Below are 16,406 nucleotides of genomic sequence, written 5' to 3' on the forward strand. Positions count from 1 at the left end.
GTCCCCCTTCCTTTCATCTAACTCCACCCGTTGATACTAATGACCTCTTGAGGATTGACCTATGACGACTACTCAGCCTTTTCCCTACTCAGAGAACCCTCAACCTGGCAACGGGAAGCCTGTGCCCCCGCCGCCACCCTCTTTTATGTCGTGGATTAAAGGAAAGAGCCAACCGTCTGGTCAAACACCTCGACCTACACCGGAGTCAGAGCCAGAAGACATCAGCACGCCCCCAAAGGAGGAAGCGGTAAAGTCTCAGACGTTGCGGAGTCGCCTGTTACTTGTTCTGCTGCCGACAACGTTGCTTCCCCTGGTCACTATCAGTGCAGTCAACTATTGGATTTCGCAAAATCAATTGCAGGAAGAACAAGAGTTCATTCTGGAGAAAACCGCTTTCAATGCGGAAGAGCTGAGTGCCAGCTTTGTTGAAGAACTCCGAACGGATGCTAAGAGCTTGGCTGTCAATCCTTTGCTACAGCAAGCTTTGCAGTCAGCCGACCAAGAAGTTGCCCAGAAAAACTTGACCCAGATCCCAATTGAGCGGCTGGAAGAGTATTACGGTGGCAGCAAGTTGTTGCAGCCGAGTACCGCCGTTAATGTCTATTTGCAAAATATTGCAGAAACCGAGAACCTGGCGGAGATCTTTGTCACCAACCGGGATGGTTTTAACGTTGCCTACAGCAACCGGACGTCTGACTTTGTGCAAAACGATGAGGCTTGGTGGCAGGGTGCCAAGGCAGACGGCTTTTATGTTGAGCCACCAGAATATGACGACTCTGCAGATGCCTACGTGCTGCCCCTATCGACGGCGATTCAAGATGCCAACACGGCTGACTTTGCCGGTGTGATCAAATCAGGAGCCTCTTTAGAGGGGTTAAATACCGCTCTCCTCGATTTTCTAGACGGCACAATGAAAGACCTGAAGCAGGTGCAGATTGTTGACCCTTTTACGAGTCAGATTATTGCGTCAGTGAGTTCAGATGCCGATGGTCAGGTGACCGCAACGCCGGTTAGCGAGGTGGTTTCACAAGCGGTAACGGGAGGGGATGCCGTCGCCGCAGTGGCCGTCGACCTAAAGGAAGCTGTTTTAGATCCGACCCAAACTCCAGATCAACTGGTACAGACGCTTGAACAAGCTCACAACCTCAAAAAGACCCGCATTGAGCGCTTAGGCACTGAGCAGAACGGTTTCATCATGGCTCAGTTTGCTTTAGATGGTCGAACCTACGCGATCGCCACGATTCGCGACACAGACTGGGTCGCGATTTCTTCCATTGAGACGGCTGATATAAGGTCAGTAAACTACTTCATCTTATTCGAGTTTCTGATTATTGGGGCGCTCATGAGTGCGATCGCCGTGGCCATCGTGCTGTATCTATCGCGGCAGATTTCAAACCCAATTAACCAGTTGTCGGCTGCGGCTAACCAAATGGCCAGTGGTGATTTGAATGTCACAGCAGAGGCTACAGGCACGGTCGAGACTCGGCAGCTAGCGGGCACCTTTAACAACCTGGTGCAGCAGGTAAAAGCTCTGCTCAAGCGTCAGCAAGATGAAACCGAGCGGGTGCAGTTGTTAGCGGCGATCGCTCAGTCAAAAGACGATGACGACATGCAGGTACCGCTCAACAAGCATTTAGACGAAATCCGTCTCAAGCTCTCTGCTGATCGGGTAGTGGTCTATCGTTTCAAGCCCGATATGAGTGGCTACATTACCGGTGAAGCCGTCGTTCAAGGCTTTCCTACAGCTTTAGGGGATACCATTAGCGACCCCTGCATTCCTCCAGCCCTGATCGATGCCTATAAAGCAGGCCGAGTCGTCCCCACCGATGATGTCATGAGAGCGGGCTTCCATCCCGATCACCAACAACTGATGGTACGCCTGCAGATCAAATCGAACCTGGTGGTACCGATTGTGATTGCGGGCAAGTTGTTTGGCTTGTTGGTAGCTCACCACTGCGCTCAACCCCATGCCTGGCAAACCGAAGAAATCAATCTACTTCAAGCAGAAGCCGAACAACTCGGGGTGTCCATAAGTAGCTTGGCTGCCATTGAAGCTCAAACGCTGGCCGCAGAAGAACAACAGCAACGCCGTCAAGATTTAGAGATGCAGCTCCTGGGCATGATGGAACGCATTGAAGGAGCCGTTGAAGGCGACCTGACCGCTCGGGCGCAGTTAATGGAGGGTGAGATTGGCATTGTCGCTGACCTCTTCAACGCGGTCATTGAGAACCTGCAAGAAATTGCGGTTCAGGTGCGAGATTCATCGGGTCAGGTGAACCAATCTCTGAACAAAAATGAAATCGCCATTCGTCGCCTAGCTGAAAAGGCCATCTCAGAAGCGAAGGAGATTCAAAAGGCGCTGGGTTCCGTACAATCCATGTCTCAAGCGATTGAAACGATCGCCCAGAATGCTGATGAGGCTTCGACAATTGCCAACTCAGCCTATGCTGCGGTGCAGGAGGGCAACCAAGCCATGGATCAAACCGTGAATAGTATTCTCGGCCTACGAACCACCATCGGCGATACCACCAAGAAAATGAAACGTCTGGGCGAATCAGCTCAGAAGATCTCCCAGGTAGTTGCCTTGATTGACGAGTTAGCGCTCAAGACCAACTTGCTCTCAATTAACGCCAGCGTTGAGGCGGCTCGGGCCGGTGAGCTGGGCGAAGGCTTCACGGCAGTTGCGGAGCAGGTCGGTACCCTGGCAGAACAGTCAGCTTCAGCTACCAAAGAAATTGCCAAAATTGTTGCCAGCATTCAGTCTGAGACTCAGGAACTGGTAGAAGCAATGGAAACAGGGACAACTCAGGTGGTAGATAGTACGCACCAGGTCGAAAATACTAAACTGCAACTGACTGAGGTGTTACACCGATCGCAGGAAATCGACCAATTGATGCGAGCTATTTCTGAAAGTACGATCGCCCAGGCGGAGTCAGCCCAGAGCGTGACGACGGTGATGCAAGCGGTAACGCAAGCGTCAAAACAGCGTTCCTTGGCGTCGCGTGAAGTAGCCCAGGCCATGCAAGCGACAGCGCAGGTCTCGCAAAAACTACAGGCCTCCGTGGAGCAGTTTAAGGTCGATTAAGCAGCTTGAGTAGCGTTTTCGCTTCACCCCATTGCGTTCCCTCTCTCATCGATGAGAGAGGGAAAAATCCAGCCAAATTCGTTACCTGGCTTGCCTTTGCTTCCCAAGGGATGAGGGACAGAGGATAAGGCCAAGGGGCGCCTTTCTGAATGTCGTAAACGAGAAACTGTCATGGATGCAGAACAACAGGTTCGCCTCAATTTCCTGGAAGAAGTCGAAGACTATTTTGATCAGATTGAAGCTGTTGCCCTGGAGCTGACAACGGCTGAACTGGATGCCTCACAGCTGGATCGCGCCATGCGAGCAGCCCACTCCGTGAAGGGAGGAGCGGCGATGATGGGGTTCATTCCATTGAGTCAAATTGCCCATCGCCTGGAAGATTTCTTCAAGATTCTGCGCGTTCGTGGAGATTCAGTCGAGCTCACAGCCCAGGTCGAATCGCTATTTTTGCAAGGCGTTGATGCTCTGCGCTTAGCCAGTAACTATAGTCGTAAAGGCGTCACCATTGATGCCCCTTTGATGCAAAACAAGTTCCAGCCAATTTTTGACCAACTGCGATCGCACCTGGGAGATCTGCGTCCCGAAGATGAAGATCAGCTACTGGCCCAGGAAGAAAATGTTGATGTAGCAACCATTATCTTCTCTAGTGGGGTTGAAGACTGTTTGGATAGTTTTGAATTGCACCTAGAACAGTTGCCCGTTCAGCAAATTGCGGCTGAACTCTCTAGTACGGCAGAACAGCTGGCTGAGTTTGGCCGCATGAGCGGCCTAGAGCTGTTTGTAGACCTCTGTGAGGAGGTCAAATCTCACCTACCACAGATTCAAAGGGAGTCGATTGCTGACTTTGCCCAAGAAGTTCTATCTACTTGGCGGAGATCCCATGCGCTAGTGTTGATTGGTCGAACCAGCCACTTGCCGCAAACTGTTTCTGTTGAAGCCAGTTGGCTAGGCGAAAATCTTCATTCCTCGACCCAAATGACAGAGGGCGTTCAGGGCTTGAGTCATCTTGACCCTGACCTTGACGAGGCTGATTTGCTGGCGAATGTCACCAGCATTTTCAGCGAACTGGATGTGGATGCTGAACTAGATATTGATGCTGACTCTCTGGCTCTGGAGTCTCTAGATTGGTTAGCCAGCAACAATCCCCAAGCGTTGCAAGAATTCGTCGGTGACCTTGGTGACACTGGCCCAGAGGCTAACTTAAAAGCCGATTCAGAGTCTACCGCAGTCGATATCGTGATGGCCCTACCCCTAGACAGGGTGCTGCCAGAGGCAGAAAAGGCAGAGGCTACTGCTCTGATTGGCGCGATGATCGACCGCGATGAGATCCGCTCGCTTCAGGACAATTCCTTTCAAATAACTCCCTTTCAGGACGAGGGTCTACAAGCGCTACCGGATGAATTAACCTTCTCAGGGGAAGAAACTGCTCTCCCTGAACTAGATACCCTATCCCCAGCGACTGTCTCAAAGCCGGTTCTGAAAACGGTGAGCACGACGCCTAAGACAATGGGTTCAATACAAAACACAACCGTTCGGGTCTCTGCTCAACAACTACAGCACCTGAATACCTTGTTCGGTAAGCTCATTGTTGAGCGGAATGCCATTAACCTGCGACTCTCCCAGTTACACGACCTGGTAGCTCTGATGCAGGATCGAATGGGTCAGTTGGAGCAATCGAACTACCAGCTTCGGCGATGGTATGACCGCGCTTCAATGGAAGGTCTGATGTCGGCTACGGTTGCTTTGGATGCCAATGCCGAGAAACCTGCTTTGGGACAGGAGGACATATTGGCAAGTCCTTTCATGACGGAAAGCCGCTCACAATTGCAGCATCAATTTGATGCGCTGGAGTTCGATCGCTATACCGATTTGCATATTCTCTCTCAGGAACAAATGGAGCGAATTGTGCAACTTCAAGAGGTATCAACCGATATTGTGTTGAGCCTTCGAGAGGCCAACACCGCAACGACGGATCTGCACTATACGACACGGGCGCTGCAAGGTGGCATCACTAAAATTCAAATGCGCCCCTTCAGTACCCTGGTCAAGCGCTTCCCAAGGGTAATGCGAGATTTGGCATTGCAACACCATAAGCAGGTGCATCTCAAGATTGAGGGTGAGATCACCCTGATTGATCGGGTTGCTATTGAAGCCCTCGCTGACCCTCTCAATCACCTACTTCGAAACGCCTTTGACCACGGGATTGAGCCGCCTGATGAGCGCGTCGCAGCTGGCAAGCCCGCCGAAGGAACGATCACAATTCGCGCCATGCACCGGGGTAACCAGACGTTAATCACCATTCAAGACGATGGCCGGGGCATTGATCCAGCTAAGATTCGCCATCGCTTACGTCGCTTGGGCATGTCTGAAGGGGAAGTTCAGCAACTCGGCGATCGCGATCTGCTGGATATGATTTTCGAACCGGGATTCAGTACCACAGAGCGGGTAACTGAGCTTTCGGGCCGGGGGGTGGGTATGGATATCGTGCGGACTAACTTGCAACAGATTCGAGGCGATATTCGGGTTGATACACAAGTTGGTCAGGGCACGACATTTGTGATTCAAGTTCCCTTAGCTGTTTCAGTGTTGCGCGTCATGCTCGTTGAGAGTGCTCGCATGGTGTTTGCGGTTCCTCTCGATAGTATTGAGGCGATATCTAGCTTACCATCTGAGGCTTTTCAGAATTGTGAGCAGGTTGCAAAAACTAGCGAAATCGTTTGGAAAGGTCAACCGGTTGAATTAATTTCCTTGGCAGACTGGCTAACATTTAATACGGCAGGTCGAGCGTTTGAAATGGATGGTACGCCAACCATTAACCAGCCGACCGTGTTAGTCATCAATCAAGATGGCAGCTTGAAAGGGCTCTGTATTGACCGCTTTTGGGGTGAGCAAGAGATTTCTTTAAGCCCACTCAAAAGCCCAATTGCCTTACCGCCTGGGTTTAGTGGCACCAGCATTCTGGGGGATGGTCGGGTGATTCCGCTAATTGATCCGTTCCAATTATTAGAATCTCTTCTAAACGAGAAAGAAGCTCAGACGACTGAGCTATCAGCAGCGCCCGATCTGTCGCGCTCTGTACCAATTACAGCGACCCCGACTGGGGCAGAGCGCCAGTTGCCCACGATCCTGATTGTGGATGATTCTATCAATGTGCGTCGTTATCTAGCGCTTACGTTGGAGAAGGCGGGTTATCAAGTTGAGCAGGCCAAAGATGGTCAAGAGGCGATCGATAAGCTGTTGGGTGGATTAGAAACTCAGGCGGTGATTTGTGATATTGAAATGCCCTGTTTAGATGGTTATGGTGTCTTATCAGAATTGCGATCGCGATCGGAGTACGAGAAGTTGCCGATTGCGATGTTGACCTCGCGGATGAATGACAAACACCGTAAACTGGCTATGAACTTAGGCGCTTCTGCTTACTTCTCGAAACCCTATAATGAGCAAGAATTACTCAAAACCTTGCAGGAGTTAATGGGAGTAATCTCAAAACAACCGGCAATGAGTCATCGGTAACGAGTTGCTACGTTAGTCCTATGCGCCATCGTGGGTCATTTCTAGGGCAGTTGCCATGACCCATGACCCATCAGCAACGCGATCACCCCCGGCCGAGCTCCACCGCAATGATTAGTAGCCTAATCATTGCGGTGGAGCTCAACCCATGACGCGACTGCGCTGCTCGGTCTACTGCTTGAGCGTTCGGGGATCTAGCGCATCGCGCAGGCCGTCGCCCAGTAGGTTGAAGGCCAAAGATGTAATCACAATTAAAATCGCCGGAGGCCACACCAGCCAGGGTTGCAACACCAATATCGAGGCGTTGGTCGCCAGGGTCAGCATGTTACCCCAGGAGGCATCGGGCTGCTGAATACCCAGCCCAATGAAACTCAACACCGCCTCGGCCAGAATAAAGCCGGGAATGGCCAAAGTAGCGGCAATAATGCCGTAGGTCGCCGTCTGCGGCAGGATGTGGCGCGTAATGATGTAGAGCGATCGCCCCCCCATCACCCGGCTGGCCTGCACAAACTCCTGCTCTTTAATCGACAGCACCTGCCCGCGAATCACCCGCGCCAGCCCGGCCCAGCCCACCAGCGATGTAATTAGAATAATTAGCAAAAATCGCTGGGTGCTAGAAATCCCCGCCGGTAGCACCGCCGCCAGCGCGACCAGCAAATAAATGCTGGGAATGGTCATCAGCACCTCGACAAACCGCATCAGCACCCCGTCTATAGCGCCGCCAAAGTACCCGGCTAGACCACCCACCAGCATGCCCAGCGGAAACGAAATCGCAATGCCGATCAGCCCAACGCTGAGGCTGACCCGACTGCCGTGGATCAGGCGGCTAAACTGATCGCGAGCCTGCTCATCGGTGCCGAGCAGGTTGAGCTTGCCGGGGCCGGTGGTATCAAACAGCGTCAGTTGGCCCTCGTCGTTGCGGTGCAAAATGCGAATAGCAGACGGTTGCGTGCGGTCTACCACAATCTCGCGATCGCCGGTTTCCACATCTACTGGCCCTTGGGTGGTGGGGTAGACGTGGGGAAAGAACTGACCGGTTTCAGTATCGCGCCAGTAGACCTGAGTGGGCGGCAGCAGCGACCCGTTGGGCTGGGCCGCGTAGGGGCTGTAGGGAGCAAAGAAGTCGGCCCCCAAGGCCACCGCGTACAAGCCGATGAGCAGCAGGGCACCCACCTGGGCCAGACGGTTTTTCCTTAGCTTATGCCACCAAGTCATAAACACCTTAGGTGTGAATTACGGTTTGCTCATTCTCTTTCTCTACCATAAACACATTCGAATAGAGGTTTGCAATAATTTGCTTCCCTTCCTGGGTGAGCGACAAATAGCGTAGCCCATCTTGGATGTAGGGGTGCACAACTTTCCAATAAAACTTAGGGTAGTTGGCTCTCAGATCGCCAGGATGCTGATAATTCAAGAACTTGTTTTGGCCAGTTTCTTCAAACTCATAGTACAAAGCACCAATTTTTTTCAGGTAGCGGGGATCGCTGAGCTGGCCAATCAGGTCAGCGGCCCGCACTAGCCCCGGAAAGTTGTGGGTATCTTGGTGGTCTTCTTGGTTGGGAACTGGGAATCGCGTCAGCTCGATGTTGTACTTGATGATCTCAGCTTCAATCACTGGATTATTGCCAAAGCGCTCTTCGATGAATCGCTTGCCACGGTCGACGTGGTACGGGGTGAGCGAGGCATCAGAGGCCCCAGGCTTGAGCGGCACCATGTCCTCGCCCTGGCCCGTGGAGTAGAGATGGTTGCTATCTTGGTCGCTGCGACAGACGCCTTTGACGTAGCCGATATCGTGGCAGACCAGCGAAATAATAAAGTGCATCCAGTCTTTGCAGGTGACCCCGCCTTCGCGGATATGCTTACCCCGGAGAATTTCCTGGCCCACCAGCGCTACTAAAATAGTGTGCTCTACATTGTGATAGAGGGCATCGCTGTTGGCGATGTTCTCTAGGGCCATGCTGCCAGCCCAGGCAATAATATCTTCGTAGTCGGGGTTTTGCCCGCCGTAGGTGCGGTGATACCCAACCCGCAGCTTGTCTACAAAATCGCTGATGAGAATTTCGGTCGCGTTAAACATTCCCAAGACCTGCCTTTATGGAGTCGATCTATTGGCGTGAGAGAGCAGTGACGACGGGATAAAAAGTGCTCACGCAATAACCACTCTGCTATTAGACCAAACCTTTCCCCTCCAGGGTTGTGATTTAAGTCAGGAAAACCCATGAGATGCGCCTCCCAACATGGCCACGAACCTGAATTTCCTCCGTAAAATAGGCATTCCCAAGAATGGCGTGCTTTAAGCCATAATGGAAAAGTAAACATTTCGTAATGTTCTGAGTCGTTATTGCTGAGGCTTGGCTGTGCAAAATCTCCACTCGTCTCATTCCCATGGGGCGAAGGCTGTACCTCCCAGGGCAGACGAATCTGTAGACCACTACAGCGAAATTGCGCCGCCCAGCGCTGCCCCCACGCGCCGATGGTCTGGGATGCTACTGGGGCTGGGGGCGGGAGTGTTGCTCACGCTAGCCGGTACTCGTATTCTAGGTGGTCGTGAGGCGGCTCCACCCGATGCGGCAACGCCCCCACCGACCGCAACCCAAACGGTGACAGCTGCTGCGGTGAGCCCAACGTCTGTGGCCGATACCCTGGCTGTCAATGGCACGGTGCAAGCTGTTGATTTGCTCACGATCGCACCCCAGGCCAGCGGCTTGCAGATTCGCCAGATTTTGGTGCGAGAGGGCGATGCGGTAGCGGTGGGGCAGGCGATCGCCACCCTTGACGATGCCACCCTCCAGGCCGACCTGCGCCAGGCCCAGGCCCAGCTCTCTGTTGCCCAGGCCCAGGTGACCCAGCGCCAGGCGGCCCAGGCCCAGGCCCAGGCCACGCTTGGGGAAGCCCAGCAAAACCTAGAGCGCACTCGGGCACTGGCCGAGCGCGGTGCCATTAGCCAGCAGGAGCTGACCCGCCAGCAAACCCAGGTCGTCACCGCCCAGGAGGCGGTCGGGCTATCGCGGGCCGAGGTGACCAGTGCCGAAGCGGGGGTGCGATCGCAGCAGGCCACCCTCGATCGGCTACAAACTGAGCTGGCCCAAACCACCGTGCGCGCCCCTGCCGCCGGGGTTGTGGCCGAGCGCCTCGCCACCGTGGGCGATGTCTCCTCGACGGGTACCCCCATCGTGACCCTAATTGAAAACAACCAGCTGGAGCTGACTGCCGAGGTGCCCCAGGCCCAGCTCGATCGGATATCCCTAGGGGCCCCGGTCGCCGTTGCCTCCAATGCCGACAGTCGCATCACCCTGCAGGGCACAGTGCGCTCGATCGACCCGGTGATCGATGCGGCCACTCGGGTCGCGAACGTCAACATTACCCTCCCCGCCAGCGACCTGCTCAAGCCCGGCATGTTTCTGCGCGGCGACATTACCACTAGCTCTCGCCAGGGCCTGACGGTTCCTGCCACCGCTCTGCAACCCCAGCCCGATGGCATCAGCCAGGTGTTTGTGCTGGGCGACGGCAACCAGGTTGAGGCCCGTACCGTAGAACTTGGCAACCGCATCGCCGCCAGTGGCGATGACGTGGCGCAGGTCGAGGTGCTCCAGGGCCTGCAATCTGGGGAACAGGTGGTCATCTCCGGCGTCGGGTTCTTGCAGGACGGCGACGTAGTGAGCGTGGTGGAGTAGCCCTGGAGGCACATAACGCTAAAGAGAGACCCCGCTAACGCAAAGCGATGCGCAAATCTCCTAGGGCAAATATCTTCTTCACGCTAACTGCTTGATAACAATGATTTTGGTGCATTGCTGGCGCGAATGCACCCTACGCTCCTCTACTACCCACCCAACTACTGTCCATGAACCTCTCCGGCTGGTCCATCCGTCGCCCGATTCCCGTTATTGTGCTCTTCCTGGTGCTCACCCTGGGGGGGCTGATCTCCTTTGGTCAGCTGGGCATCGACGAAAACCCCGATATTGAGTTTCCGTCGATTATTGTCACCGTGACCCAGACCGGGGCCGGGCCTGAGGAACTGGAAAACCAGGTGACCAAGAAGGTCGAAGACGCCGTGGCGGGTCTGGGCGATATCGATGAAATTCGCTCCACGGTGCGGGAGGGCTCGTCGACAACGGCGATTTCCTTCGTCTTGGGCACCGATATCGACCGGGCCACCAACGATGTGCGCGATGCCGTCACCCGCATTCGCCAAGACCTACCCGGCAGCATTCAAGAGCCGGTGATTCGGCGGCTGGAGTTTGGCGGCGGCGTGGTGATGACCTATGCGGTGAATTCTGACCGGCGATCGGTCGAAGAAATTAGCGATCTGGTCGATCGCACCATCAGTCAGGAGGTTCTAACGGTAGAAGGAGTGGCGCGGGTCGATCGAGTGGGCGGCGTTGACCCCGAAATTCGAGTTGACCTCGACCCCCAACAGCTCGACGCCCTGGGCATTACCGCCACCCAGGTAAATGACCAAATTCGCGCCCTAAACATTAACCTGCCCAGCGGTCGGGCAACCCTGGGGGGCCAAGAGCAGAGCTTTCGTACCCTGGGCAGCGCCCCCACCGTTGAGACCCTACGGGAGGCGCGCATTGCCTTGCCCAACGGCACCACGGTGCCCCTCAGCAGCCTGGGTACCGTCGAGAGCGGTTTCAAAGAAGCGCGCCAGTCGGCTCAGCTCAGCAACCAGCCGGTGGTGGCGTTTCAGGTCTATCGCAGCACCGGCAGCATTCTCGTGTCGGTGGAGGATGGGGTGCGGGCAGCGGTGGCGCAGCTGGAAACAACCCTGCCGGAGGATGTCGAGATTGAGCTGATCTTTACGCGCGCCGATGAAATTCGCGACTCCTACCAGGCCTCGATCGACGCCCTGATCTTGGGCTGCCTGCTGGCGGTGGTGGTGGTGGGCGTGTTTTTGCGCGACTGGCGCGCCACGCTGATTACCGCCACGGCGCTGCCGCTGTCAATTATTCCTACGTTTTTGGTGCTGGGCTGGTTTGACTACACCCTCAACAGCATGACCCTGCTGGCGCTGACCCTGGCGGTTGGGAACCTGGTCGATGATGCGATTGTGGAAATCGAAAACGTCGAGCGCCACATTCGCATGGGCAAGCGACCGTTTCAGGCGGCCCTCGACTCGACGGCGGAGGTGGGGCTGGCGGTGCTCACCACCACGGCGACGATTGTGGCGGTGTTTTTACCGGTGGCCTTTATGGGCGGCATTCCGGGCCAGTTCTTTCAGCCCTTTGGGGTGACGGTGGCCACGGCGACGGTGTTTTCGACCATTGTGGCGCGGCTGATCACACCAATGATGGCGGCCTACCTGCTGAAATCAAAGCCCCAAACTATCTTTGGTGAAGAAACAATAGAGGCCTACCACGGCAGACCCGGCCCCTACCGCCGGTTGCTGACCTGGGCCCTGCGCCACCGGGGGCTGACCCTGGCCTTGGCCCTGATGTTCTTTGTGGGCAGCCTGCGGCTGGTGCCCTACATTCCCACCAACCTGTTTGACAGCAGCGACACGGGCCTCTCGACCATTGCCGTGGAGCTGCCGCCGGGCGCTACCCTGGCCGACACACAGCAGGCGACCGCCCAGGTCACAGAGGGGCTGCTGGACAACCCGGCTGTGGCCACGGTGCTGGCCACGGAAGGGGGTGACGATGGCGTCAACCAGGCCACCCTCTATGCTCGACTGTTGCCGAAGAACGAGCGCGATTTGTCGCAGGCAGGGTTTGAGCGGCAGGCCCGCGACGGGTTTCAGCAGGTGCCTGGGGCCCGCATTAGCTTCCAGAGCCAGGGGGCCTCTGGAGATGGCAAGGACCTGAGCGTGGTGCTCAAGAGCGATGACCCAACGGCCCTGCGCCAGGTCTCAGACGCGCTCACCCGAGAAATGCGGGACATCACTGGCCTGGTGGATGTCAACTCCAGCGCCAGCCTGGTGCGGCCCGAGGTGCAGATTATTCCCGATATCGATCGCGCCGCCGATCTTGGGGTCACGGTGCAGGCGATCGCATCTACCGCCTCCCTGGCTACCCTGGGGGACACCGACTCGAATTTGGCAGACTTCAACCTGGGCGATCGCCAGATTCCTATCCGCGTGCAGATTGACCCCACCTTTCGCGATGACCCGATCATTCTGCAAACCCTGCGGGTGCCCAGCCAAACCGGTGAGCTGGTGCCAATCTCAGCGGTGGCCGATGTGCGCTATGGCAGCGGCCCGGCCCAAGTCGATCGCTTTGATCGGTCCCGCCAGGTCACCATTGGGGCCAACCTCCAGGGCATCACCCTGGGCCAGGGCTTGGCCGCCGTCGATGCGCTGCCCACCATGCAAAGCCTGCCGGCCAGCGTGACCCAGCAGCCTGCGGGCGATGCCGAAATTATGCGGGATGTGTTTACCCGCTTTGGCCTCGCCCTCGCCACGGCGGTACTCATGATCTTTGCGGTGCTGGTGCTGCTGTATAACAGCTTTATCTACCCGATGGCGATTATGGCAGCTCTGCCGCTCTCGGTGGGGGGCGCGCTGATCGCCCTGTTGATTACCCAAAAGCCGATGGGCCTGTTCGCCCTGATTGGCATTGTGCTGCTGATGGGCCTGGTGACCAAAAATGCCATTTTGCTGGTGGACTATGCCTTGACGGCAAAGCAGCAGGGCAAATCTCGGCGAGAGTCCGTCGTCGAAGCGGGCGTCACCCGCCTGCGCCCGATTTTGATGACTTCAATTTCGACCATGGCGGGGATGGTACCCATTGCCCTGGAGCTGGGCGCGGGCGGGGCAACCCGCAGCCCGATGGCGATCGCGGTAATTGGCGGCTTTACCACCTCGACCCTGCTGACGCTAGTGGTGGTGCCGGTGCTGTTTACCTATATTGACCGGGTGAATGGGGCGATCGCTAAGCTGTTTGGCCGTTTCAGAGGCAAAGATATGGACTCAGAACCGCCTGATACCCCAGAACCTACACCTAGGGAATATACCTTGAGCAAATAACCGTATAATAAGAATCCGTTGGCGGGTTAGAGCCGCAACGGCACTCCTGCGGGTGTAGTTCAGTGGTAGAACGTCAGCTTCCCAAGCTGAATGTCGACGGTTCGAGTCCGTTCACCCGCTTTCAAGTGTTTCAGCCTCAAACGCTCTTCCAGAAAGGGATTCAGCCATCAAGGTCTTGATTGCTTTTTGGCAAAGTGGCCGTGACGTTGGGTCACTTTGGGGCAGTTTGGGGGTAAAAACTGGTACGAAATTGGTATAAACCTCCGGGCACGAAAAGCGGATTGATGGGGTCGGATAACCGTAGATAACGGCAAGGGTGCAGGCGATGTACTTTACCCCCACCCCGAACTATGGCTAAAGGACAAGTTAAAGTCGAAGTTTACTCCGAGCGCTTGCGGCTGCGGTGGAGCTACCGAAGCCAGCGCTACTGCCTGTCGGTTGGCTTGCCAGATAGCATCATCAACCGCAGGGTTGCCACGCAAAAGGCCCAACAGATCGAGTTAGACATGCTGAGCGGCAATTTTGACCCCACGTTGCAAAAATACAAGCCTGAGGATCCACTGCCAATGGTTGTAGCTGGCTCTGAGGCGTCTCAGAGCTATACCGATGTCTTTAAGCAGCACTGGGATGAGTTTGTGGACGATAAGGGGCAACGGCTAGAGAGCCCCTTCACCATCGTGAGCATGTACAACCCGATTCCCAAGAAGGTGCGCAATTTTGGGCGCAAGATCCTTGGCCGCCGAGAGGCCCAAGAGTTCGTCACGTTTATGCTGCAAAGTGCTTCTCCTGCCACCATTAAGAAGCAGGTGATCATCCTGAATGATTTTGGCAACTGGGTACAGCAGAACAAACTGGTGGACGCAGGCTGGGAAAACCCCTTTACCGGGCTGACGGAGATGTGCCACCCGGTGCCCCCGCTCAAAGTTCCTCCCTTTAGCGAGGCGGAAATTAAGCAGATTATCGGTACCTTTCGCGACGATCGCTACTACGCCCACTACACCGACTATGTGCGGTTCTTGTTTATGACGGGCTGTAGAACCAGTGAGGCCATCGGTCTCCAGTGGAAGCATGTCCGTCGCGACTGTACCGGGATTACGTTTAATGAAACCCTAGTGCGTAAGGGCACCGGCACGGCTCGCCTGCGAAAAGCCACCAAAACCAATCGGGCTCGGTTCTTCCCGTGCAATGGGGACCTACAGAACCTGTTATTAGCCATTCGCCCGGAAGACTACAAGCCCGATACCCTGGTCTTCCCCAGCCCCAAGGGTAAGCCGATTGATGCGACGAACTTCCTCAATCGGGCCTGGCAGAGCATTTTGAAGAAGTGCGGCATGACTCAGGAAAACGGGCTGTATCGCACTCAGTACAACACCCGGCACACGTTTATTAGCCACATGCTGGCAAAGGGGATGTCGGTGATTGAGGTGGCCAAGCTGACTGGTCATGATCCTAAAGTTCTGTTGGAGCACTATGCTGGCCTCATTAGTCAGATTGAGGTGCCCACGTTCTTTTAGGGGTTGGTGTTTGTCGAGGAGCGCTATCCGTCATGACCTGGAATACCAATTTTGGCAAGCGCGTGCTGGAGGGGGCAGAGGCTAAGTTTTACCTGCACATTCTCCAGGCGGCGGTTGAGTTCAGCCGGGAAGCGGTTGAATTCGACGATGGGGGAGAGGTTATCACTGGAGACCGCATCTTCGACAGCGCCAGCTTTGAGCAACGGGTGGTGTTGTGGCATCGGTGCCTGGAGGCGTTACTCAAGCCCGAGGTGCCGGTGCCACCTCTCACCAATGTGCTAGAAGCGGCGGCCTATTTTCCTTTCGCCTGGTTGACCCAACGGGTGGAGGATGAAATCGCCTTCGCTGACTGTATTGAGGAGGATGGCGATCCGTTCTATTGGCGAAGACTGATTTGGGAAACTCTGAGCGCCCTGGGAATGCTCAAGGTTTTAGAAGCCGAGTTTGAGGAGGAGGAGGACATTCTGCCCATTGAGGTGGACTGTGAGGACTCGCTGGAATGGGAAAACTGCATTGATGAACTGGCCGATCGCATCTTTTGGGATCGCGACTGGCAGGTGACCTACAACCATCCTCAGTTGCTAGATGGCATTGAGGAGGAGTTTGCCAATCAAACGGGAATCTCGGAAGACTATGTTCAGAATCGTCTGCCTAAAGTGACCCAGGCAGAAGCCGATGCTGTGTTGCAGAAAATTTTACATTGGCAATGATATCTGTCCTCAGCACCTTCCGGGGGGCGTCGCGATTTTGAGGTAAGCACTGTTGACACCTCAGGCCAGCAAAGACCCGCGCCAGTGACGGCAGAACCGTGATGATTGAGGTAGAAACTTGGTTGGCTTATTGCTCTGGGTTGCTGACCTCATAGGCTGATCGTGAAGAATAACGGTGTAAGAAGGAAAATGTTCCTCTTAACCAGCCAAAGGTGCGCTCGATAAGCCATCCACAAAGACAGCTTAGGCAGGGCCACCTCGTAGGCGCTACCTCTGTATTGAGTAGTCAGCGGTACATAAATAGCCAAGACCCTAGGTGGGTTAGGATCCAAGCGAGAAACAATTACAACGGGCCGGGTCTTAGCCGCAAGCCCTAGATCAGCCAGCCACACTTCACCAGGTTTCAGGCTCATCTGACTCATCGAGTAAATCCAGCACCTCTTGCTCTACAGCCCGCGATCGCATCAAATCAACCGGAATGCCTTGATCCGCCAGTTGTATAATCTCCCAGATAAATCGACGTACCTGGTCGGCAATCTCAGGCTCCCACTCGCCAAGCTTGGTATCGAGCTGTTCAACGATAGTGTCCATAAACGCTTCTACCGACTGGGTAAAGTAAGCAT

9 protein-coding genes, 1 tRNA gene and 1 pseudogene are annotated in these 16,406 nt (G+C 55.3%); 7 read left to right on the top strand and 4 right to left on the bottom strand.

What is annotated here, in order from left to right:
• Window positions 1-61 precede the first annotated feature (61 nt).
• Window positions 62-3,085: a methyl-accepting chemotaxis protein gene (locus tag IQ254_RS04130; protein ID WP_193964698.1), complete on the top strand. Its 3,024-nt coding sequence runs from the start codon at window positions 62-64 to the stop codon at window positions 3,083-3,085.
• Window positions 3,086-3,256: 171 nt separating this feature from the next.
• On the top strand, window positions 3,257-6,598 hold the full coding sequence (locus IQ254_RS04135) for a hybrid sensor histidine kinase/response regulator (protein ID WP_193964700.1): 3,342 nt from the start codon (window positions 3,257-3,259) through the stop codon (window positions 6,596-6,598).
• A gap of 168 nt (window positions 6,599-6,766) precedes the next feature.
• On the opposite strand, the gene IQ254_RS04140 is transcribed toward IQ254_RS04135, so the two are convergent.
• Both IQ254_RS04140 and IQ254_RS04145 read right to left on the bottom strand, forming a co-directional pair.
• Window positions 6,767-7,810, bottom strand: coding sequence for an ABC transporter permease (locus IQ254_RS04140; protein WP_193964703.1), 1,044 nt, complete (start codon window positions 7,808-7,810; stop codon window positions 6,767-6,769).
• A gap of 7 nt (window positions 7,811-7,817) precedes the next feature.
• A complete protein-coding gene (locus IQ254_RS04145; RefSeq protein WP_193964705.1) occupies window positions 7,818-8,672 on the bottom strand; it encodes an Npun_R2479 family HD domain-containing metalloprotein in 855 nt (284 codons plus the stop codon).
• A 280-nt stretch (window positions 8,673-8,952) separates the two neighbouring features.
• Between IQ254_RS04145 and IQ254_RS04150 the strand changes: the two genes are divergently transcribed.
• From IQ254_RS04150 to IQ254_RS04170, 5 genes are all read left to right on the top strand, one after another.
• A complete protein-coding gene (locus IQ254_RS04150; RefSeq protein ID WP_313887360.1) occupies window positions 8,953-10,269 on the top strand; it encodes an efflux RND transporter periplasmic adaptor subunit in 1,317 nt (438 codons plus the stop codon).
• A gap of 167 nt (window positions 10,270-10,436) precedes the next feature.
• A complete protein-coding gene (locus IQ254_RS04155) occupies window positions 10,437-13,559 on the top strand; it encodes an efflux RND transporter permease subunit (RefSeq protein ID WP_228040118.1) in 3,123 nt (1,040 codons plus the stop codon).
• 48 nt (window positions 13,560-13,607) lie between these two features.
• Window positions 13,608-13,679 (top strand) — tRNA-Gly (locus tag IQ254_RS04160).
• A gap of 230 nt (window positions 13,680-13,909) precedes the next feature.
• Complete coding sequence (locus IQ254_RS04165) at window positions 13,910-15,073, top strand: site-specific integrase (protein WP_193964714.1); 1,164 nt, start codon at window positions 13,910-13,912, stop codon at window positions 15,071-15,073.
• Between the two features lie 32 nt (window positions 15,074-15,105).
• A complete protein-coding gene (locus tag IQ254_RS04170; RefSeq protein WP_193964716.1) occupies window positions 15,106-15,783 on the top strand; it encodes a hypothetical protein in 678 nt (225 codons plus the stop codon).
• Between the two features lie 239 nt (window positions 15,784-16,022).
• Here IQ254_RS04170 and IQ254_RS33440 read toward each other — a convergent pair.
• Both IQ254_RS33440 and IQ254_RS04180 read right to left on the bottom strand, forming a co-directional pair.
• Window positions 16,023-16,196: pseudogene (locus tag IQ254_RS33440) on the bottom strand (type II toxin-antitoxin system PemK/MazF family toxin); the annotation flags it as partial.
• On the bottom strand, window positions 16,177-16,374 hold the full coding sequence (locus IQ254_RS04180) for a hypothetical protein (protein WP_193964773.1): 198 nt from the start codon (window positions 16,372-16,374) through the stop codon (window positions 16,177-16,179). The pseudogene IQ254_RS33440 and the gene IQ254_RS04180, both read right to left, overlap by 20 nt.
• Between the last annotated feature and the right edge of the window lie 32 nt (window positions 16,375-16,406).

The organism is Nodosilinea sp. LEGE 07088 (assembly GCF_015207395.1).
In the GTDB taxonomy this organism is placed as follows: domain Bacteria; phylum Cyanobacteriota; class Cyanobacteriia; order Phormidesmidales; family Phormidesmidaceae; genus Nodosilinea.